The sequence below is a fragment of the Achromobacter sp. SLBN-14 genome (assembly GCF_006715415.1).
GTDB classification, from domain to species: domain Bacteria; phylum Pseudomonadota; class Gammaproteobacteria; order Burkholderiales; family Burkholderiaceae_B; genus Achromobacter; species Achromobacter mucicolens.
This window is the reverse complement of record NZ_VFNE01000001.1, coordinates 2,581,379-2,602,945: the sequence shown is the minus strand read 5'-3', so window position 1 is coordinate 2,602,945 and position 21,567 is coordinate 2,581,379. Positions and strand designations below refer to the sequence as shown.

Sequence of the window (21,567 nt, the reverse complement as noted above, 5' to 3'; positions counted from 1 at the left end):
GTCACTGCGCGGCGAGCGCCTGCTCGACCGAGGCCATGACGGCCTCACGCGACGGCGAGGCGCCGCGGTCGCCCAAGCTGGCGGTGTAGTTGGATCCGACCAGCGGGGTGCGTACCGGCGTGGATGCGCGGTAGATGCCGATCGTGGGACGGCCCAACGCGGCCGACAGATGCGTGAGGCCGCTGTCCAGCCCCACCATCAGGCGCGCGCCGGCAAGCAGCTTGGCCACCGCGGTAAGGTCCATGCGGGGCATCACCTCGGCCCCTTCCATGCCGGCCACCAGCAGCTGGGCGCGTTCGGCTTCCTGTTCGTTGCCCGCCAGCAGCTTGAGCGTGCAGCCGGCCTCGCGCAGGCGGCGGAACACCACGCGCCAGTCCTCTTCGGGCCACAGCTTGTCGTCGCGGCTGGCCGACGGCATGATCACCGCATAGCCGCGGTCCGTGTCCAGGTGGTGCAGCCGGGGCAGCTCGGCGGCGTTCAGGCCGCCGCTGCCCACTTCCACGACCGGCTCGGGCGCCTGCGTGGCCTGGCGCGCAAAGGATTGCAGCCCAAAATCCGGCAGGCCGGCGTGCTGGTAGCCGAACGTCAGGCCGGCCAGCTTGCGCTGGCGGATCACGGCGGGCTGCCAGAACTCGACGCGATGACGCACGTTGTAGAACAGCGAGGCCAGCGGTTCGCGCGCCGACCGCCAGTCCAGCCCGTGCTTGATGCCCTGCGTCTGGCGCACCAGCCAGGCCGATTTCAAGAGGGCTTGCATGTCCAGGACAATGTCGTAGCGCACGGCGCGCAGGCGCTCGCGCAGCGCGCGGCGCTCGGCCCGCACCTGGGCGGACCACCACGACTTACGCCAGCGCCGGTGCGCGACCTTGATGACTTCGTTGACGGCGGGATGCCACGTCGGGATCTCGGCAAACGCTTCCTCGACGACCCAGTCGATCTGCGCGTCCGGCACATGCCGGGCGATATCCGTGATCGCCGGCAGCATGTGGACGAGATCGCCCAGGGAAGACGTGCGGACAATGAGAATGCGAGTGGGCATCAAGAAGAATGCAATGGTTCAGGCCGTGTGCAAGCGTCGATCACGGTTGCTTGGACCAATTGAAAGGCAATGGAAAATCCCGCGAATTCCGGCAATTTACAACAAACCGCCGGATCCATGCGCGCCCGGTGCCTTGCCTAGGGTTCGAACTTTGATGGCCGATAGCCCAGGTCGCGCTGAGCGTCGTCATGCGCGAACACCAGGTCTTCGTTCATGCGTTCGGCCATGCCGACCGACCAGTGCCTATAGCGCGGCACGAGGCGCACGCCCGCCAGCGCAAGCTTGAAGATGCCCAGCGGCACGGTCAGGATGCGCGGGCGCTTGCCCATCGCCGCGAACACCCGGGCCACCATCTGCCGGTATTGCAGGGTTTCGCCGCCCGACAGGTTGTACGCCTGATTGGCCGCCGCCGGCGCGGTAACGGCCGCAACGCTTGCCGCCGCGATATCGGCGGCCTTGACGGGCTGCCGCAGCCCGCGCGCGGCGCCAAACACCGGAAACATGCCAAACCGGCGGATGAAACGGGCAATTTCGGAAATGTTGCCGTCGTGCTCGCCCCCGTAGATCAGGGTCGGACGCAGGATCACGTACTCGACGCCGGCCGCTTCAGCCCAGGCGATCAGCGCGGCCTCGGCGTCGATCAGCTTGCGCGCCAGGGCCTGTTCGGATTCCACCGAAGACGACGTCTTCGTGAACCGGCTGGTCGAGGACAGGGCGACAATTCGCTTGGCCCCGCTGGCGCGCAGCGCGTCGAAATATTGCGGCAGGATCCAGATGGGCGCCAGCGACACCCATACCGGAATATCTTGTTCGCCAAACACCGATTCCGGCTTGCCGCCGGCCTCGGGAAGCGCGCGCCACTGGACGCCATCGTCCGCGGACGCGGCGCGCCGGCGGGAATAGGCGATGGGCGCGAATGATTGGGCCTTCAGTTCGCTCAGCAGCGCGGCGCCCACCAGGCTGGTCGCGCCCAGCACGCCCACGCGACGCGTATCGGTGCCGGCCATCATGACGAGGCCTCCGTGCGCGCGGAAACGCCCGCCATCCCTTCAGACCCGGCCTCATGCGCCTTGGGCGTGTACTCCGGCACCCATCGCAACAACCCGGCGCGCACGACTTCGTCGCTGTAGGTCTTGCTGCTCTCGAGCCATTCGGTCAATTCCCGCAGGAACGCCGGCGGCACGGGCCGCGAGCGGGCGATGCGCAACTTGGTATGCGGCGTCGGCCGCGTCTGTTCGCAATCGGCCAGCAATTCTTCATAGAGCTTTTCGCCCGGCCGCAACCCGGTGAACTCGATCCGGATCTGCTCTTCGTCGTACCCCGACAGGCGAATCATGTTGCGTGCCAAATCCACGATCTTGACCGGATACCCCATGTCCAGCACATGGATCTCGCCCCCGTCTCCCATGGCGGCCGCCTGCAGCACCAGCTGCGCGGCTTCGGGAATGGACATGAAATAGCGGGTGATGTCCGGATGCGTGACCGTGACCGGCCCGCCGTGCTGGATCTGCTGATGGAATTTCGGGATGACACTGCCGGTGCTGCCCAGCACGTTGCCGAATCGGACGATGCCAAAGCGCGTCCCGCCCTTTTCGGCCTGGAAGGCCTCGCACACCATCTCGGCCAGGCGCTTGGTTGCGCCCATGACATTGGTGGGGTTGACCGCCTTGTCGGTGGAAATCAGGACGAAGCGTTCAGCCTTGTGCCGCTGCGCGCACTGGGCCACGACCAGCGTGCCGCCCACGTTGTTGCGCACCGCCTGCCACGCGTTGTCGACCTCCATCAGGGGGACATGCTTGTACGCGGCGGCGTGGAAGATCACCTGCGGCCGGTAGCGCGCAAAGATCTCATCCATGCGGTCGGCGTCCTTCACGTCGCCCGCCAGCGTGACCAGGCTGACGCCCGGCCAATGCGTGGAAAACCATTGTTCGATCTTGTAGAGCGCGTATTCGCTCGTTTCGACCAGCACGACGCGCGCCGGCGCAAAGCGCACGAGCTGATGGCAAAGCTCGCTGCCGATCGACCCGCCGGCCCCGGTCACGAGCACGGTGGTGCCCCGCAACAGAGTGCTGACGTGGGCCGAGTCGATCTCAACCGGGTCGCGGCCCAGCAGATCCTCGATCTCGACAGGCCGCATCTGGCTGATGGCGACGCGCCCGCTCATCAGGTCGTCCACCTCGGGCAGCACGAAGACCTGCGCGCCCGAATGCACGGCCAACTCCGTCACGCGGCGCTTGACGTCGGCCGCGGCGCCCGGCATGGCCAGGATGATGTGCCGCGCCTTGAACTCCTGCAGCACGCTGGGCAGGCGATCCAGCGATCCCACAACGGGATAACCGCCCAGTTCCCGGCCCCACTTCTTGGGGTTGTCGTCGACCAGCGCGACGACCTGCCAGTCCGGGCTGCGCTCAAGCTCGCGCACCAGCGAAGCGGCGCGCATGCCCGCCCCCACCAGCACCACGGGTTTGCCTTGGGCGATCAGGCCGCCGTACAGCCGGTGCTCCTTCCACATCCGCCACGCCGCCCGGCCGCCGCCCATGAACAGGAGCAGCAGCAGCGGATACAGCAGGAACAGCGAGCGGGGAATCGAAAACGAGGGGGGAACCAGGTTGGCGACGATCAGCAGCGCGATCGCCGAGACCGCCACGGCCTTCAGGACGCGCTTCAGGTCGGGCAGGCTGGCAAAGAGCCATATGCCGCGATAAAGACCGGCCCAACGGCAAGCGATCGCGTGCACGATCAGCAGCAGCGGCAGGCCGAACAGCATCTGGTTGCCATAACCCACCGGCCATTCGAAATTGAAGCGCAGAAGAAAGCCCCCCACCCAGGCGACGAGGGCCGCCAACAGGTCGAACAGAAACACCATGAGTGAACGAAAAGCGATGGGTAATGGCACGGTTTACGTCCAGCGACGTCCAGTTAAAGGATTGACGACAAATTCAGTCAAGGCGAATCAATTGGTCAGCGCGGTTCCCGGGGGATACACCGTGTCCGGGGGAACGACCACGCCATAGCCCGCACAGCAGCCCGCCTGAAGCCAGGCGCCCGCGCCGACTTTCACGCCGCCGGCCAGATGCACGCCGGTGCCCAGGTGCGCATAGTTTTCCAGATGGGTATCGTGATCCGCGGAGCTGTGCGCGTTCAGGATGGACCCCGAGCCAATATAGGCGCTCGCACCCACCATCGCCATCGCCAGGATCGCGGTTCCTGCCTCGATGGTGGCGCTGGGACTGACGCAGGCCGCCGGATGAATCACCGTCGCCAGGGGCAAGCCCGCGGCTTCGATCGCCTTGACCCAGCCGGCGCGCAACGCGTTATTGCCGACTGCCGCAATCGCTTGGGCTTGGTCGGCCGCCAGGCCGCTCAAGCTGCTCAAGCCCGCCAGATTGGACACGACCTTGCGGCCCGCGCTCTCCTGCAAGGCGGGCCAGCGGTCGTCCACAAACAGGATTTCCTGCCAATGGCCGCTGAGCTCGGCGGCCTCGGCCACCGCGCGTCCGTGCATGCCCGCCCCGATAATCACTAGCGATCTCGCCATCGTCTCTTATTGTCCCTTTTTGTCACCCCAACCGAGCGGCATCTGCCGGAAACTCATGCCGCTCGTCATTGTGGGCGTTTGGTCTTCGTGGTCTCAATCCAAGACTCGAAATGAAAGTGTAGCAATACGGCCGCCACTCAAGCGGACCGGGAAAAACACATAACGGAGGTTTCCTCAGTGCCGTCTTATGACGCCTGCGGATGGTGACCGGAGTTCTCGGGCACGCCCGCCTTGCAGCCTATCGCAAGCGCCAGCAAAGGGCCATACGCCAAAGGCACACCTGCCAGCGGCGAGAGCCAGCCGCGCGCCACGCAAAGCGCGATGGGGAACAGCCAGAACACATTCAACGCAATTACCGTCAGCAGAACCGGCTTGTGCGCGCCGAAGCGTCGCGTGGCGTGCTGGTACGCGTGCATGCGATGCGCCAGGTAAACGCGCTCGCCGCGTCCAAGCCGTCGCAGCAGCGTCCAGGTTGCATCCACGGCAAAGACGCCCAGCAGGATCAGCCAGGCCCACAACAAGGCCGGTTGCTGCCACGCGCCGTGCAGCGCCAGGCCACCCAGGACGATGCCCAGAAAGCTGCTGCCGGCATCGCCCATGAAAATGCGCGCCGGCGGGAAATTCCACAACAGAAAGCCCGCCACGGCCGCAGCCAGCAGCAGGGGCGCGACGATGGCGCCTTCGTGTCCGGTCAGAACGTAGATCACGCTTGCCCCGACCGCCGCGCAGATCGCCTCCGACGCAGCCAGGCCGTCGATGCCATCCATGAAGTTGTACAGGTTGAGCAGCCAGACCAGCGCAAAAACACCCAGCACGCTTGCCACGGCCGCCCAGAACGCGGACGCCTGGCCCAGCGCTTCCGCGGGCAACCCGCCAAACCAGGCCATCAGCCAGGCCGCGCTGCCGAAATGCACCAGCAGCCGCCAGCGGACCGCGACATGGCCGCGGTCGTCCAGAAATCCGATGATGGCCACGGCCGTGCCCGCTCCGCCCAACGCCACCGCGGTCACCGCAGGCAGCAGGCCCAGCCAGACGAGCACCGGCAGGCCGAGCAGAAAGCTCAGCACAAAGGCCACGCCGCCGCCACGCGGGGTGGTGACCACATGCGAACTGCGGCTGTTCGGGACGTCAAGCAGCCTGCGGCTGGCCAGGGCATACCGGCGCAACGCGCCGGTAAGTACCCAGGCCAAACCCAAGGCCGCCGCCAGAATGCACCAGAAAATCACTGTAGGCATGATTCAGCAGTCAGGTGACGGTTCAGGATTTCGACCACACAGTCCGGTTCACATAATCCGTGTAGCTCAACACCACGCGCACGACCTGCTTGGAGACCGGGCCGCCTTCGTAGTCCTTGACCACGGGAATCACGCGCTCGCCGCGGCGATGCTGGCTGGTGACCACGCGAACCGCGTCAGCCACCCGCTCGGCCTTCAGGCCGCTCATGATCAGCGTGCCCTCGTCCATGCCTTCAGGACGCTCGTGCGCATTGCGCACCGTGATGGCCGGCAGGTTCAGCAGCGAAGCTTCTTCCGTGATCGTGCCGCTATCGGACAGCACGCAGAATGCGCCCATCTGCAGCTTGATGTAGTCGAGCAGGCCAAACGGCTTGACGAAGCGGATGAGCGGATGGTCCAGCGCGTCACCCAACGCCTCCAGGCGCTTGCGGGTGCGCGGGTGCGTCGACACGATGATCGGGTACTCGTACGTGTCGGCCAGGTGGCGCAGCGTGTCGAGCAGATCGCGCAGGTTCTGCGGCGTGTCCACGTTTTCTTCGCGGTGCACGCTGACCAGGAAGAACTTGTCTTCGGTCAGGCCTTCGCGCGCCAGCACGTCCGACTTCTGGATGTCGTCCATGTAGTACGCCAGCACTTCCTGCATGTGCGAACCGGTCTTGATGATCGTCTCGGGACGGATGCCTTCGGCGATCAGGTAGCGGCGCGCATGCTCGGTCAGGACCATGTTGATGTCGCTCAGGTGGTCGAGCACCTTGCGGTTCAGCTCTTCGGGCACGCGCTGATCGAAACAGCGATTGCCCGCCTCCATGTGGAACACCGGAATCTTGCGGCGCTTGGCGGCGATTACCGCCAGGCAGGTGTTGGTGTCGCCGTACAGCAGCAGCGCGTCCGGCTTTTCCTGTTCGAAGATCTCGTCGGACTTGATGATGACGTCGCCGATCGTCTTGGCCGCGGTATCGCCCGCAGCGCCCAGAAAATAATCCGGCTTGCGAATCTGCAGGTCGTCGAAAAACACCTGATTCAGTTCGTAGTCGTAATTCTGGCCGGAATGCACCAGTACATGATCGACCTGCGCATCCAGTTCCGCGATGACGCGGCTCATCTTGATGAGTTCCGGACGCGTGCCGACCAGCGTCATGACCTTAAGCATCGATCTGCCCCCGGATGTATTCCAGATTCAACAGCAACTTCTTCACACCTTCGACATCCAGTCGCTCCGTGTTGTGCGACGTGTAATCGTCCAGCTCGGAAATCTCGGTTTCGCCTTCGACGAAATACTTCTTGTAGTTCAGATCCCGGTTATCGGCGGGAATCCGGTAATAGCGGCCCATGTCTTCGGCCTTTGCCATTTCCTCGCGCGAAATCAGCGACTCGTACAGCTTTTCACCGTGCCGCGTGCCGATCACCTTGAGCGGGCTGTCACCGCCAATCAGTTCCTTGAGCGCAACCGCCAGGTCGGCGACGGTGGAAGCCGGCGCCTTCTGGACAAAGATGTCGCCTTGCTTGGCGTGCTCGAACGCATGCAGCACCAGGTCCACCGAATCCTCGAGCGACATCAGGAAGCGCGTCATGTTGGGATCGGTGACGGTAAGCGGTTCGCCCGTCTTCAGCTGGCTGATGAACAGCGGAATCACCGAGCCGCGCGAGGCCATCACGTTGCCGTAGCGCGTCGCGCAGATCACCGGACCGTTATTGACGGCGACGCGGGACTTGGCCACCACCAGCTTCTCGGCCATTGCCTTGGAGATGCCCATGGCGTTGATCGGGTACACCGCCTTGTCCGTGCTCAGCACGACCACGCGTTGCACACCGGCTGCAATCGCCGCGTTCAGGACGTTTTCCGTGCCAAGCACGTTGGTCTTGACCGCTTCCATGGGATAGAACTCGCAGGACGGCACCTGCTTGAGCGCGGCCGCATGAAACACATAGTCCACGCCGATCATCGCCTGGGCGATGCTGTCGTAATCGCGCACGTCGCCGATGTGGAACTTGACCTTGTCGTCGGCCAAGGCAATGCGCATGTCCTCTTGTTTTTTTTCGTCGCGGCTGAAGACGCGGATCTCTCGCACATCAGTGGAAAGGAAACGCTTGAGCACCGTATGTCCAAAGGACCCGGTGCCGCCGGTAATCATGAGAACTTTATTGTCGAACATAAATTAACCATTCAATCCGTTAGGGAACCAGGCGATGCGCGTGCATTTCACGAATCAATTCCGGCCACGAGGGAGGCACATAACCCGTTGCCTGCAAGAGGCGCGTGGCATCCAGCGACCGGTCGATCTTCAATTGATCATCTGCAATGATGTCGATGTCCTTGCCATATACCTGCGCCACGAGCTTCAGAAGCGAATACTTGTCGATCGGCGCAACGGCGCAGTGATACAGGCCGTGCAGCTCGGGATGGGGAATCACGAAGTCCTTCATCACCCGCGCCAGCTCGGTGGTCGGCAGGCCGGAAAACACGGCGCGCGTGAATCCCTTGACGGGGCCCGGTTGCGACAGGAACCAGTCCACCAGGGCCACATTGCTGCCCAATTCGTGACCGATGATCGACGTGCGCAGGGTGATGGCGTTGACGTCGGACGTCACCTCGCCAATGTACTTCGACTTGCCGTAAAGGTCCTCGGCATCGGAGGGATCCGATTCCAGGTACATCCCTTTGCGGCCATCGAACACGCAGTCGGTGCTGACGTGGATCAGGCGGGCCGACGCCAGCGCGCACAGGCGCGACAGCCGGTGCGGCAGCATGGCGTTCACCGGCAGCGCCGCCAAGGGATCCTTGGCATCGGCAAGCTGCTTGATCAAACCGACACAGTTGATGACCACGTCCGGCTTGACCCGGGCCATTACCGTCACGAGGGAATCATTATCCAGCACGTCGACGCCGGTCAGCAGATTATTGCGATGGCGCTCATCGAAATGGCGCAGGCCAGCCGCACCGCGCAGCGTCCCGTACGTCTCGAATGCCGGATCGTCGCTGAAGCGCGAAAAAACCGCGCTACCCAGCATGCCCGTTACCCCTAGAACCAAAATTTTCATGCTAAGCCTTCTCTTTCAATTCGAGTTTCTCAGAAAGAATACTCACTAATCGGTCGACCTGACGGGTTATCTCATAATGCTCAAGGTAGAACCGGCGGCCGGAGGCGGCAAGCGCCTCGCGCTCGCCCTCATTCATTGCGCGCAGTCGTTCTATGCAGTCGGCCAGACCATCCGAATCCTCGGCGGCGCATACCAGCCCGGCGCCCGCATCACGAATGACCTCGGCGCCCGCCCCATCCAGCGCGCCGATGATCGGCCGGCCCGCGGCCAAATACGCCTGCACCTTGCTGGGAATCGTCTGCGCCAGGATCGCGTCCCTATTTAAAGTGACCAGCAACGCCCCCGCCCTGTCAAAGATATGCGGCATCTGATCGTTGGGAAAGCGCCCGGCAAGCACGACATTGGATAAGCCTTCTCGCTCCACCTCGTCGCGGATTCGCCCCAGCATGCTGCCGCTGCCCACCAGCACGATTCTGGAATCGTTGCGCCCTTTGAGCTTGCGCGCGGCGGCAAGGATTGTATGCAGCGATTGGGCAGTCCCAAGGTTACCTGCAAAGACGACGCAAAAATTATCCTCCAGCGTGGCCAGCAGGGAGGCCGGCAACGTGCAAGGCTTCAGTGGCGTTGCGCGGGGATCGGGACTTGAATTGGGGTAGTAGACGATCTTGCTGTCAGAGGCCAGACGTGCAACGGGCTCGCGGAATGCCTTGGACTGCACGAGCAGCAGCGATGCGGCCCCATATATCGCCCGTACCATCATCCCCACGCCGGCAAGAATCGTGCGGTTTCGCACGAAGCCGGTCGCGCTCAGGCTTTCCGGCCAGAGATCCTGAATCCAGATCGCCAGCGGCAGTTTCTTGCGCCATTTGAGGTAAATAGCGGGGATTACCGACGTGATCGGCGAAAATGCCACCGCCAGGACGACATCGAAATCCTTGTGCCCGACAGCCCGGTACCCATGGCGCAGCCCGTTGACGACAAACGACAAGTAATTGAGGACCAGATTCTTGCCGCCGCCCGCGCGCCGCGTGCGCAGCGGTACCCGATGAATCACGGTGCCGTCATCCCACTGCTCGCTCGTGCAACCCTCTTCGGTATAGCCGTCGAAGATCTTGCCGTCCGGATAGTTGGGCTTGCCGGTCAGCACCTCGACCACATGCCCCTGCGCCGTCAATGCGCGCACGAAGTCGTTGATGAAGAACTGTTCCGGCCAAAAATACTGGCTGACGATCAGGATTCTCACGAGGCGCTCGCTACTGAGGAATCGGCACGGAGCCGGGCCCAGAACTGCGCGGGTGTTTCGGGCGCCACCACCGGGCTGGGCGCGTCCAGCTGGCGGCGCACCGCCCGCGCAATCGACGTGGCCGAGCCCGGATCGAACGTCTGGACGGGCACGCACACGTCGCGCACATAATCGAGCTCGGACGCCACGATCGGCAGGCCGGCATTGGCGGCCTCGATCAACGGCAGGCCAAACGATTCGCCGAACGAGGGGAACACCAGCGCGCCCGCCTGCGCATACAGCGCCGCCACGCCTTCACGCGTCAGCTCGCCCCGATTCTCGACCCGCAGCCCGTGGCGGTCCGCCACGGCCAGAAGTTCCTGCGCCAAGACCTTGTCCCGAGGGCCCAGAGTCAAAACAAGCGACGGACGCAAACCGTCCTCGGCCAGCAGCCGCCAAGCTTCGAGGAGCCGCCGATGATTCTTGTGCGCCACGCCGTCGGCCACATAGACAAAATCCCACTGACGGGTCCGCTCTGTCTGCACTGCGGTATCGCCCACGGTGATGTCGGCCACGAAAGGCGCGATCCTGACGGGCGGCACGCGCTCGGCGGCACCAAGCCAATCCAGCACCTCGCGGCGCATGGTCGGCGTCTGAACCACGTACTCCGAAACCCGATGACGGAAACACCGCCCGATTGTCCGCTCGAAGATCAGGCGCAGCCGCGTGGGCAGCGGAAACTGCGACAGCCGTACGCCGCGCAGGTAATTCCGGTTCTGCAGGAACACGACGACGCGAGCGCGTGAAGGCAGCACCGGCGGCAGGCCATGAAAGCAGAAAAGGATGGCGTCTGGTCCCGCAGCCCGGCGCGCCGCGAACTCTCCCTTCAGGCGGGCCAGCGCCGTCGGCGCCACCCAATGCACGGCAGCGCCCTCGGGAATCTGCACCCGCGGTTCGTTGCGGGCATCCAGAAAAAGACGCAGCGGCGAACCCGCCGGCCAGGCGCCCAAAAGCGCCTGCAGCAGCACAAGGCCGCCGCCGGTATGCACGTTGGGTGCGTATAAGACGACTTCTACAGCCATTTTGATTAGTAGCTTATGGGCATGGATATGCGGGAACTGGCGGTGCCTGCGGGCAAGCCAGCGTCAGAGCCCCTCCAGGATCTTGCCAAAGCGCTGCGCGATCCGATTGCCGCTGAATGTATCGCGGTAGGCCTGATTGCACCAATCGGTCCCGTCCTTGCGCAGCACGTGGTCCACGGCGCCCTCGACCGCCTTCTCGATATCCTCGACCTCGGACGGGCGGGCGTGCCAGCAGCCAAGGTGCTTCATTGCGTCCTCGGAACCGCCCGGCGGCGTCAGGCCCACGATAGGCGTATCCGCGCCGATGTAGTCGGACAGCTTGCTGGGCAGGAACAGGTTCTGGCGCACATTGGCTTCGATCAGCAGCAGAATGTCCGCGTCGTACATCTGCTCCAGCGATTCGACGAACGATACGTTGCCGACGGCGCGCACGGTGCCCTCCGGCAGGCTCATGGCGGCCTCGGTGGCAAGCATCTCGGGCGGCACCAGGCCGATCAGCTCGAGGCAGAGCACGCCGCGCAGGTCCGGCCGCCGCTGAAACAGGCGTCCCAATGCCTGGAACAGCGGTTCGGGCGAGCGGCGGCCGTACAGCACGCCCACATAACGCATGATGATGCGATCGTTCCTTGCTTTCGGCCGCTGCGGGAAGAGGGCTTCATCGAAGGCATGGGGAATCACATCGGTGTGGCGGCGCACGGATTCGGGCTGCCCCTGCATCATCAGATCCAGGGAATATCGCGAGCTGTGCACGATGAAATCGGCCGCCGCCACCGCGCGCGGCTCGTGCCGGGCGTTCCACAGCTTGGTCAGCCGGCTGACCTCAAGCGGATTGCCCGCCCAGGGGTCGCTGAACTGTGCCAGCCACTTCACGTTGCGCCGCGCCTTCTTCACGCGCGTCATCACGGCGTTGACCGAATGAAACGGCGACCAGGTCATCACGGCGTCGTACTGGCTGAGATCCATGTCCATGAGCTTGCTGTACGCGGATTCGCGCAGCACGGTCATCAGGTCCGGCACGCGATCGAGCTTGCGGATGGAGGACCGCACGAGGCTCATCAGGTTCTTCGCGGGCCGCAGCCGGTCGATCCGGCCGAACGTCTTCTCGGCGAACGGCAGCAGGCTGTGATCCAGCGGCAATTCCGCGCAGAAGGAGTCCGCGCACACGACATCGACGTCGTATCCGGACCGGGCAAGCGCGGCCATGGGCTTGTAGACCGCTGCCGTCATCTGCACCTGCATGGGCGGGAAGGCGTAGCTGACCAGCAGAATCCTGCCCTTGCGCGCGTTCGGATGGTCCATGGTGATCGAATCGTTATCCGGCAACACGGCTGGCTCCCGGAATCAGGCGAATCGCGGCCGCGATAACACCGCAGATGAAAAACGTGCTGAGGGAAATCAACAGGATCACGAGCCCGGCAGGCAGGTGCTCCGTCGCAATGCGGATCGCGCTGCTGAAGCGAACATGCTCCAGCACCACCACATGCACGAAAAAGATGATGAAGGCGCGGTCGCTCAGCCATTTCGCAATCGCCGCGGACCGGGCCGACAGATCTACCGTCACGAACGCCAGAAACGCCGCGATCGACGCAATGACCACGTTAGGCGTGAAATAGACGTAGGCGCGTTCGACCGGCACGCCGGCCTTTTCGCTGAAGCGCCACGTCAGATAGAACGTGATCGCCGAGCAGATGGCATAGACGGCAATGCACGCCCACCGCGAGATGGCCTTGCGGTCAACGCCGGCCAAGAGGCCGCCCAGGATGAACAACCCGCCATACCCAAGAAAGCTGGTGAGCTGCATGATCCGCAGGACCGGCAGCGGCCAATACTGCGGCACGCTGGTGACGACGAACCAGATCACGAAGAAATAGACGCTCAGCGCCGGCCGGCTGCGCAGCACTTCGTAGATTGCCTGCAGGAAAGGCAGCAGGACATACAGCCCCACGATCATGTACACGAACCACAGGTGGTACATCACCGGCTCGGAAAACATCGCGAGCAGGCCCGCGCCGTAACTGCCCAGCGCACCGTTGCGGTACAGGAACGCGGCGCTCCAGAAGACCAGCGGGATGAACACCTTCAGCACCCGGCGCAGGATGTTGCCGGTGGAGACCACCTGCATCCCCGGGCGCAGCAGCATCGCGCCCGAAATCATCACGAACAGCGGCACCGCCACGCGCACGGCGGAATCCAGCGCGTTGGCCGACAGCCAGTCGGGCAACGGACTCTTGCCGAAGGCGTAGAACGCCGCGCCGCAGGAGTGAATCAGGATCACGCCATAGATGGCCACCACCCGGCACAGGTCCGCCCAGGCCGCTCTCTGTTTGCCAGGCACCGCCTCGGACTTCGGATCCGCAATCCTGGTGGTCAACGTATCCGCCGTTGTCATTTTCCCGACTGCCTTCCGTGGATAACACGTTCGTAAACATCCACCATACGCTCGGCCTGCAAGCGTATGTCATAGTGCTGCTCGGCCAACTGGCGCGATCTTGCGCCTCGTGCCAGCCGCTCCTGGGGATCGCCGATCAGCCGCTCCATCGCCGCCGCCAGCGCGGCCGAATCGCGGGACGGCACCGCCAGCCCCGCTTCCGGCGTGAACACGACCTCGGGCAAGGCGGTCCCTTCGAAGCAGATGGTGGGCTTGCCGCAAGCCATCGCCTCGACCGCCATCAACCCAAACGAATCGGCCAGCGACGGCATGAGGAACAGGTCAGTCGCACTATAGACGTCCTGCATCACGCTATCGTCATTCGTCCAGCCTAGTTCGACGACCTGAAACCTGTCCTTGAACTTCTCGATCCGGCCCTTGTCGTTGAGCGTCAAGAGGCAGATGGGCACCTGCGTCTGCAAGCGGTCCAGCGCCTCGATCACATACTGCAGGCCCTTGAAATCGTTGACCACGGACCGGAAGCACAGCACCAGCCGATGCGGCTCGATGCCCAGGCGGGCCTTGGCCGCTGCCTGGTCACCGGGTTTGAAGAAATCCAGGTCCAGGCCAAACGGCACCTTGTGAACGGGCACGCCGTCCATCAGGGGCGACTGCCGGACCATGTTCTCCATCCAGCTCGAAGCCACCAGGATCTCGAAGTTCGAGCGCCGGTAGGCCATCCGCTTGAGCCGGAAGTTCAGCGCCGTCGTGTCGCGCTGGATCGCAAAATCGGTCTTCAGATCGGGGCACTGGCCGCAGCCCGTCTTCCATCGCTGGCACGAAAAAGGGTGAATGCAATGGCCGGTCATCGCCCACGGATCGTGCAGCGTCCACAGCGAGGGCTTCTCGGCGGTCATCGCCGGCAGCGACTGCATGCTCAGAAAACCCGAATGGATGATGTGGTAGTGAACCAGGTCCGCTTCGCGGAACGCTTCCATGCGGCGCATGTGCATGCCGTTGGAATACAGCTGCGATTGCAGCGACAGCACTTTCTCGACGCCCCGCGTCAGCCGGTTGACCTTGCGCAGCAGCTTGCCGTGCAGGCTCACGACGCCTGCTTCCTGACGGTCCTGCTCCCACACGAAATGCTTGGACGAAACACCAAGCGCCTCGAGATGAGGCTTCAGGGAAAGCCCGTTGAAGCGGCGTCCCGGCGACTGGTATCCGTTAACTTGCAAAACTCTCATCGTGTGCCCGTCAATCCTCTTATGTCGAACCAGGCCTGTTGCGAACGCTGACCATGTACGTTTTTCATGGTTTCCCCTCCGCCTGGCGCTACATGGGATTTCATTCACTCTTGTAATGGCGACAACGCAACCATGCGCTACCGTCGTCGCCCCAAAAACCGCGTAAGGCTCAGGCGGACCGTCCAAACAACGCCCGGAACGCACGCCGCCACCGGGAGCCAGCTTCCGCAAGCGCCCTGCTTTGATACTGTTCCAGCGTCGTGCGCATGGCAGCGATCTCCGCGGCCTGCGTCTGGATCACCGCCTGCTGGTTCGCGTCATGCGCCTTGGCGTCTTCGAGCAGCGCGCGCATGTGCCGGCCGTCGATGCGCACCACCAGCTTGGCGGACTTGACGTAGGTGACCCAAGGTGCGCCGATGCGGCCTTCAACGCCGCCGTTGATCCAGTGCTGCACGCTGGATTCCTGAGCGATGTATTTCTCGACGTGGTCATCGGTGATGCCGATGCTCTGCATCCGCAGCGACTCACGCAACAGTTCCAGGATTTCCAGCGGCGTGCCTTCGGCGGGCTGGGCGCAGCTGGAAACGCTGGCCAGACTGCCGAACAGGCCACGCAGGATCACGTAGGACAGCGTCAGGTCCGATTCGAGCTTCCATTCCTTGTCGAAGAAGGCCAGCTCGCCGGGCGCGACTTCCATGCAGTTCAAGGGGGTCCAGTCGAACAGGGCGCCGGGCACCGACTTGTCCAGGGACAGCGACACCGCCGGGCCCAGATCCGCCTCGCGGCAGATCGCGTCGATCCAGGGCCGCGCCCAGTTGCACACGTCCATCGCCGACCAGCCCGGCGTGTTCAGCACTTTGACCAGGCCCAGCCACCAGAGATTGCCCTTCAGATACGGGCCATCGTCGATCGAATGGCTTACCGGCAACGCCGGCGCGGCTTCCTGCGTCACGCGGTCCCGCGCCGTGCGGACTTCGCCGCCGTCCAGGTAAAAGCGCTTCGCGGTGGCAAACGCCGGGTGGCGCTCGACGCTGTAGTGCCAGGCAAGATCCTGCGCTTCGCGCAGCGCGGCCACGGCCCGCTCCGACTTGCCGGCAATGATCAGAAACGAGTTCGCCAGGTCTTCGGCCAGGCCATTTTCGTGGATCGAGGCCCAGGCCTGCTCCAGCGAGAAAGCCGGCACGATCCAGTCGGGCCGGGCGCGGTCGCGGCCGACCGTGCCGGTCAACAGCGGACGGGCGGCAAACTGGCCCTTCGGATCCAGCCCCTTCGAGGTCAGGAGCGACACCGGCATGTGATAGTCCGGCAGCGGGAAATACACTTCCTGCGCGCTCAGTCCGACGGAACCCAGGATGCCCTTGAGCTCATCCAGCCCGAAACGGATGATGGTCTCGGGCCCGTACTGCCCTTCCACGCCGTAGTAGGGCACGTCCACGTTCGGCTCGGGAAAGCCCGAGAAATACTTCAGGCCCAGCTTGTTCTGGATGGCGATGACCAGAACGCCGTCGTCATTGAGCTGGCGCGCGGCATTGGCCAGCAGGTCCAGCTCGGCGCGGTCGCCGCAATGGGAAAAAAGCCGGGCGTACTGCAATACGCCGATCATCGTCACGACGTCGAATTTCTTTTCGGCGTTGAAATCTTCGATGCGGTCGCAGACGACGGTGACATTGTTCAAGTCCGCCGTGCGCTGGCGCGTGATCGAGGCGCGGTGAGCCGAGGCCTCCAGGGCCACGACATCGCCGCCCAGCTCGCCTAGATACCGCGTGATGATGCCGCAGCCGGATCCCAGTTCCAGCACGCGGCCCCGGCACAGCTTCTCGAGCGGGCGCAGGATGTTGGCGCGCACGGGCGACAGGTGGCAGGCGGACCGCCAGTCCCAGATGGCGCCCACCAATTCGCGGGAAAACAGCGAGCGATCCTTCGCGTCGGCGATGATGCGCTCGATCTGCTGTTCGAAGTCGGCACCATCGGTGTACGTGAATTCGGGAATACTGCCGTCCGTCTCCGGAAACAGCATTCCCTTGTGTTCTTTGTAATCCGTCGGAAGATTATGCATTTCAGTTCTCTATCCTGCCAGGCGTCGCCGATTACTCGGAAACGGCATCCAGCAAGATCCTGGGTTGAAATCCGATGTCGAAAAGGCCAGTGGCTGGACGCGGCTCGTCCGCCATCACGCGAAAAACAATCGCGTCGACAATACGATGATGCAATGAACCGTCTTCGCCCTGAGCGGCGAAGGTGCAAAAATACGTTGCTGGGTTCAGCGAGCATTCAAACTCGAATTCCAGGTCCAACGAGGTGCCGGCGGTGAAGTCGATGCCGTGTTCGTCCAGGATGGGGTGGGCGCAGCCCGCCAGATCGATACCCGACGTGGTGCGGATCAGCGCGTAGAACCGGACCGCGGGGCAATCCTCGGTGAACTGCACGCTGCACTTGAGCTTGTAGCGATGGCCGCGAAGAATGTGATTGACCTGCGCGCCGCCCAATGTCTGAAGCATGGGCGCGGACAGCTTGGCGCCCACTTCGTCGTAGGACAGCGTATCCGGCACGAAGCTCGCATCGAAGAACGGCTCCAAGCCGCCCGACGGGACCGAATCGGCGGCAGCGGCCGGCTTGGCTTCGTCGGCCGCCGGCTCGGCCAGACTGGCCGCGCTCTCGCCCTCGGCGTCGATCCGGCGAATTTCCGCGATCAGCTCGACAGCTTTATCGCTGGTGGTGTTGCCAAGCTTCTGGCCAAAATAGACGGCCCGCTTCGGAATACCGGTGAACAGGCGTTCGCCTGCATTGAGCAGCACCGCGCGGTCGCACAGATTGATAATGGCCGCGCCCGAATGCGAAACAAACAGGATCGTGGCGCCGCGATTCTTGATCGCGTCGATTCGCGCAAAACATTTGCGCTGGAAGGGTTCGTCGCCAACAGCCAGCGCTTCGTCGACGACGAGAATATCCGGATCCACGTTGATCGCCACAGCGAAAGCCAGGCGGGCGTACATGCCGCTGGAATAATGTTTGACCGGCTGCTCGATAAACTGGCCAATATCGGCAAATGCCGCAATCTCATCAAAACGCGCCTCGATTTCGGGCTGACTCAAGCCCAAAACCATCGCATTCAGAAACACATTTTCGCGCCCGGTGAACTCGGGGTTGAATCCCGCGCCCAGTTCCAGCAGAGCGGCAACGCGGCCTTGCGTCTCCACGGTGCCCGAGGTCGGCATCAGCGTGCCGCAGATCATCTGCAGCAGGGTGGACTTGCCGGAGCCATTGCGGCCAATGATGCCCACGGTCTCGCCGCGGCCCACATTGAAGGACACGTCGCGCAATGCCCAGAACTCGCGGAAATAGTTGACCGGCGGCCGGCCAAGCATGCTGCGCAGACGGGGCGCGACAAACTGCTTGAGCCGGTCATGCGGCCGATCGTAGATCTGATAACACTTGCTCAGCCGATCTACGCGAATGACGTTGCCATCAGAGGACATCAGCAAACCCCTTGCGCGCTTTCTGGAACCACCAAAAACCTGCCCACGCAATCACCATGCTGATGGCTGCATAAATACCAAGCGCGCCCCAATTCGGCAATTCACCGTAAAGCAGCACTTTGCGGGATTCTTCAATAATCAAGGTAAGGGGATTGAGCATCACAACCATCTGCACCTTGGGCGGCAGATTTGAAATCGGATAGAACACGGGAGAGACGAACAGCAGCACCGACATCAACAGGCCGATCGTCTGGCCGATGTCGCGCACATAAACACCCGTTGCCGACAGGAACCAGGCAAATCCCATGGTCACCATCAGCAGCGGCATCAGCACGACCGGGAAAAATATCGCCGTCCAGCTGATGGAGCCGCTGAGCACCAATTGAGCAATCAAGAGCACACACACGCTGATCGCCGCGTGAAAGAGCGCCGCGCCCATCGCCACCCACGGAAAGATCTCCAAGGGAAAGACGACCTTTTTCACGTAGGTCACGTTGCTGTGGATGAGGCCCGGCGCGCGGCTGATGCACTCGGAAAACAGCCCGTGAACGATCAGCCCCACGAACAGCACGACCGCGAAATTCGCGTGGCTGGCATCCTGGCTGACGCCCCAGCGAGCCTTAAACACTACGGTAAAGAAAAACGTGTATACAGTCAGCATGAGCAGCGGCGTGAAAAAAGACCACGCCAGCCCGAAGATCGAGCCGCGATAGCGGCCCAGGACTTCCCGCTTGCACATTTGAACCGCGAGCTTTCGATTGCTCCAGATGCTGTCGAACATCGCAGCCGGAGATACACGCTGTGCCTGATGAGGATTCACACTACCTATCCCACTTGACCGTCCCGCTTCTTACGAAATCCGGGGCGGACATAAAGTTATTGGAAATAATTGCATTACTGACGCCGCCAAAACCCGGGAGCGGCCATTCAGAGGCTGATTCATCAGGAAAAAAAGCGCCGTAATATGCGGCCGGCCTATCGCTTTAAAGCCCGGGCGTCCAAATTACAATCAGCAAATTATTCGCAACATTGGTTTTGCAAATTATTCAAGATGAACGGACGAAACCTCAGGGCGCAAGGTGCGCATACTAAGTTTTAGTGCAACTGAACATCATAACATGCTGAAAACGCAGGCCGAAGCGGATTTTCCGACGGTATTACTCATTCAGATCTACAAACAATAGTACGTCTCACTATTACTGAGACCTGGCACTGCCGCCGTCTCGTGGCTATTTTCTCCAGACCGGTCCACAATGGATTCACAACACTGTTGGAACAGGGAGACAGCCATGCGCATTGCCGATGCCCAATGGATTCCTTCGACGCAGCACCAGACCTGGGATGCGTTGACCGACCCGCGAGTGTTACAGAAGTGCATTCCGGGGTGTGTGGAAGTCGCCATGCGCAGTCCGACCGAATACGCGGTCACGCTGCGCGCCAAGATCGCCGGTATCGACACCGACTACGACGGCGAGATCCTGCTCTCCGATGTCAACGCCCCGAACAGCTGCACGCTGGTGTTCGAAGGCAAGGGGCGGGCCGCCTGCCTGGCGATCGGCACGGCCCAGGTCAACCTGACCACCAAGGACGAGGGCACCCGCGTGGCCTACACCGTTGCCGGCATGGCAGGCGGCAAGCTGGGCGAGTGCGGGGAAGGCGTGCTCCTGAAGGCCGCCGAGAAAATCGTCGACAAGTTCTTCACTGCCTTCATCGACCACATGGCGGCCCAGCCGCGTCTGGCGCCCCCGCCACCGCCGCCCGAGCCCGAACCGCGGGGGCTGTCCAATTCCCGCTGGTCCTGGATGCTGGTCGTATTGGTGATCGCCGTATTCTGGGGATACCACGCTTTTTACAAGTGATAACCCTAGGGTGCCGGTGATATCCTAGGCGGCATGACTCCGCCGCCGCCACCCGCTCAGCCAGCCACTGATCCCGCACGCTCAAGACGGGACTTGCTGATGGCGATGGCGGGGGTGTCGGCCACCGTGGTGCTTGCCGCCCTGGACTCCACCATCATCAGCACCACGCTGCCACGCGTGGCCGAGGCCCTGAACGGCATGGCGCTGTACGCCTGGGTCGGCACGGGCTATCTGCTTGCCACGGCGGCTTCCATCCTGATCTTTGGCCGGCTGGGCGACATGTTCGGCCGCAAGCCCTTGATGCTGGTGTCGGTGCTCATCATCGCGCTTGGCTCCATTGCCTGTGGCCTGGCGCAGTCCATGACGCAGCTGATCGTGTTCCGCACCCTGCAGGGGGTGGGCGGCGGCATGATGATCGCCACCGCCTTCGCCGCGCCGGCGGACCTGTTCCCCGACGCCAAGCAGCGGGTCAGATGGATGGCGCTGGTGTCCGCCGCTTTCGCCATGGCCAGCGGCATCGGTCCGGTGCTGGGCGGCGCGGCCACGCAGGCCCTGGGATGGCGCGCCGCGTTCTTCATCTCGCCCATCGCGGCCGCGGGCGCGTTTTTCCTCCTGGCGCGATATTTCCCGCGCATCCGGCCCATCCATGACGGCAGCCGCAAGATCGACTGGCTTGGCGCCATCCTGCTCGTGCTGGCCGTGGGCGCGCCGCTGGCCGCGCTGGAGCTTGCCTTTGCCAGCGGCGAACACGCGCACCCGATCCTCGGCCTGACGCTGGCGCTGGTCGGCGCCGCCGCCATCGCCATCCTGATTCCCACCGAGCGCCGCGTGAAGTCACCCATCTTCCCGCTGCGCGTGCTCTCGGGACACGAGCCGCGCCTGCTGAACGTGGCGGCGATGATGGTCGGCGCGGTGATGTTCATCCTGATCTTCTACAGCCCGCTGCTGCTGCAACAGGTGCTGGGCTATACGCCCAGCCAGGCCGGACTGCTGCTGACGCCGCTGGTGGCCGCGATCTCGGTGGGCAGCATCATCAACGGCCGGATGTTTCCCAAGCAGACCGAACCGCAGCGCCTGATGGTGTTCGGCGGCGTCCTGCTCGCGGCCGGATCGCTGATGGTGCTGCTGATTTCGCCAGGCACGTCGGCGTGGTGGATTCTTGGCGCATTCTTCGTCAACGGCTGTGCACTGGGCTTTCTGCTGCCCAACCTGACGCTTTTCATGCAGATGCTCAGCGAGCGGCGCGACGTGGGCGTGGCCTCGGCGCTGGTGCAGACGACGCGCGCCATCGGCAGCGCGCTGGGCACCGCCGTGGTCGGCATCCTGATTTCCCACAGCACGGTGCTCTCGGGCGTGCGCACCGGCCTGATCCTGTGTATTGTCCTGTCCCTCACATGCGCGGTGCTGGCGCACCGGGTGAAAATGAGAAACCTGGTCACGAGCCGCAGCCACGGTTGATTCA

The 21,567-nt window shown here is 63.3% G+C and carries 18 protein-coding genes; 2 read left to right on the top strand and 16 right to left on the bottom strand.

Going from position 1 to position 21,567, the window contains the following annotated elements:
- Position 1 precedes the first annotated feature (1 nt).
- The 16 genes from waaC to FBY20_RS11815 all read right to left on the bottom strand — a co-directional run bounded on the left by waaC (position 2) and on the right by FBY20_RS11815 (position 19,027).
- Complete coding sequence (gene waaC, locus FBY20_RS11890; protein WP_142052298.1) at positions 2 to 1,039, bottom strand: lipopolysaccharide heptosyltransferase I; 1,038 nt, start codon at positions 1,037 to 1,039, stop codon at positions 2 to 4.
- A gap of 137 nt (positions 1,040 to 1,176) precedes the next feature.
- Positions 1,177 to 2,049 (bottom strand): NAD-dependent epimerase/dehydratase family protein, encoded by an 873-nt coding sequence (locus FBY20_RS11885; protein ID WP_222119268.1) that lies wholly within the window; start codon positions 2,047 to 2,049, stop codon positions 1,177 to 1,179.
- The gene (locus tag FBY20_RS11880; RefSeq protein WP_370458337.1) at positions 2,046 to 3,935 is read right to left on the bottom strand and encodes a polysaccharide biosynthesis protein; all 1,890 of its coding nucleotides are present in this window, start codon (positions 3,933 to 3,935) and stop codon (positions 2,046 to 2,048) included. The genes FBY20_RS11885 and FBY20_RS11880 overlap by 4 nt, the downstream gene beginning before the upstream one ends.
- Before the next feature lie 57 nt (positions 3,936 to 3,992).
- A complete protein-coding gene (locus FBY20_RS11875; RefSeq protein ID WP_142052296.1) occupies positions 3,993 to 4,577 on the bottom strand; it encodes an acetyltransferase in 585 nt (194 codons plus the stop codon).
- Positions 4,578 to 4,762: 185 nt separating this feature from the next.
- Positions 4,763 to 5,812 (bottom strand): glycosyltransferase family 4 protein, encoded by a 1,050-nt coding sequence (locus FBY20_RS11870; RefSeq protein ID WP_142052294.1) that lies wholly within the window; start codon positions 5,810 to 5,812, stop codon positions 4,763 to 4,765.
- Positions 5,813 to 5,834: 22 nt separating this feature from the next.
- Complete coding sequence (gene wecB / locus FBY20_RS11865) at positions 5,835 to 6,962, bottom strand: non-hydrolyzing UDP-N-acetylglucosamine 2-epimerase (protein WP_056327194.1); 1,128 nt, start codon at positions 6,960 to 6,962, stop codon at positions 5,835 to 5,837.
- Positions 6,955 to 7,965: a polysaccharide biosynthesis protein gene (locus FBY20_RS11860; protein WP_056327192.1), complete on the bottom strand. Its 1,011-nt coding sequence runs from the start codon at positions 7,963 to 7,965 to the stop codon at positions 6,955 to 6,957. The genes wecB and FBY20_RS11860 overlap by 8 nt, the downstream gene beginning before the upstream one ends.
- Positions 7,966 to 7,984: 19 nt before the next feature.
- Positions 7,985 to 8,851, bottom strand: coding sequence for an SDR family oxidoreductase (locus tag FBY20_RS11855; protein ID WP_062838849.1), 867 nt, complete (start codon positions 8,849 to 8,851; stop codon positions 7,985 to 7,987).
- 1 nt (position 8,852) lies between these two features.
- Positions 8,853 to 10,094 carry a glycosyltransferase family 4 protein gene (locus FBY20_RS11850; protein WP_142052292.1) on the bottom strand — a complete coding sequence of 414 codons (1,242 nt, stop codon included), beginning with the start codon at positions 10,092 to 10,094 and terminating at the stop codon, positions 8,853 to 8,855.
- Entirely contained in the window at positions 10,091 to 11,155 is a 1,065-nt protein-coding gene (locus tag FBY20_RS11845; protein WP_142052290.1) for a glycosyltransferase, read from the bottom strand. Before FBY20_RS11845 ends, FBY20_RS11850 begins: the two co-directional genes overlap by 4 nt.
- 63 nt (positions 11,156 to 11,218) lie before the next feature.
- Positions 11,219 to 12,481: a glycosyltransferase family 4 protein gene (locus FBY20_RS11840; protein ID WP_142052288.1), complete on the bottom strand. Its 1,263-nt coding sequence runs from the start codon at positions 12,479 to 12,481 to the stop codon at positions 11,219 to 11,221.
- Positions 12,468 to 13,526, bottom strand: a complete 1,059-nt coding sequence (locus FBY20_RS11835; RefSeq protein ID WP_160144403.1) for an acyltransferase — start codon at positions 13,524 to 13,526, stop codon at positions 12,468 to 12,470. Before FBY20_RS11835 ends, FBY20_RS11840 begins: the two co-directional genes overlap by 14 nt.
- 14 nt (positions 13,527 to 13,540) lie before the next feature.
- On the bottom strand, positions 13,541 to 14,185 hold the full coding sequence (locus tag FBY20_RS28115) for a glycosyltransferase (RefSeq protein ID WP_370458367.1): 645 nt from the start codon (positions 14,183 to 14,185) through the stop codon (positions 13,541 to 13,543).
- A gap of 754 nt (positions 14,186 to 14,939) precedes the next feature.
- Positions 14,940 to 16,826 (bottom strand): bifunctional 2-polyprenyl-6-hydroxyphenol methylase/3-demethylubiquinol 3-O-methyltransferase UbiG, encoded by a 1,887-nt coding sequence (locus FBY20_RS11825; protein ID WP_142052280.1) that lies wholly within the window; start codon positions 16,824 to 16,826, stop codon positions 14,940 to 14,942.
- A gap of 31 nt (positions 16,827 to 16,857) precedes the next feature.
- Positions 16,858 to 18,246: an ABC transporter ATP-binding protein gene (locus tag FBY20_RS11820; protein WP_056327176.1), complete on the bottom strand. Its 1,389-nt coding sequence runs from the start codon at positions 18,244 to 18,246 to the stop codon at positions 16,858 to 16,860.
- Positions 18,236 to 19,027: an ABC transporter permease gene (locus tag FBY20_RS11815; RefSeq protein ID WP_056327174.1), complete on the bottom strand. Its 792-nt coding sequence runs from the start codon at positions 19,025 to 19,027 to the stop codon at positions 18,236 to 18,238. The genes FBY20_RS11820 and FBY20_RS11815 overlap by 11 nt, the downstream gene beginning before the upstream one ends.
- Before the next feature lie 508 nt (positions 19,028 to 19,535).
- Between FBY20_RS11815 and FBY20_RS11810 the strand changes: the two genes are divergently transcribed.
- Together FBY20_RS11810 and FBY20_RS11805 are read left to right on the top strand one after the other, a co-directional pair.
- Positions 19,536 to 20,105 (top strand): carbon monoxide dehydrogenase subunit G, encoded by a 570-nt coding sequence (locus tag FBY20_RS11810; protein ID WP_056327172.1) that lies wholly within the window; start codon positions 19,536 to 19,538, stop codon positions 20,103 to 20,105.
- A 99-nt stretch (positions 20,106 to 20,204) separates the two neighbouring features.
- Positions 20,205 to 21,563: an MFS transporter gene (locus tag FBY20_RS11805; protein WP_063953689.1), complete on the top strand. Its 1,359-nt coding sequence runs from the start codon at positions 20,205 to 20,207 to the stop codon at positions 21,561 to 21,563.
- Positions 21,564 to 21,567 lie beyond the last annotated feature (4 nt).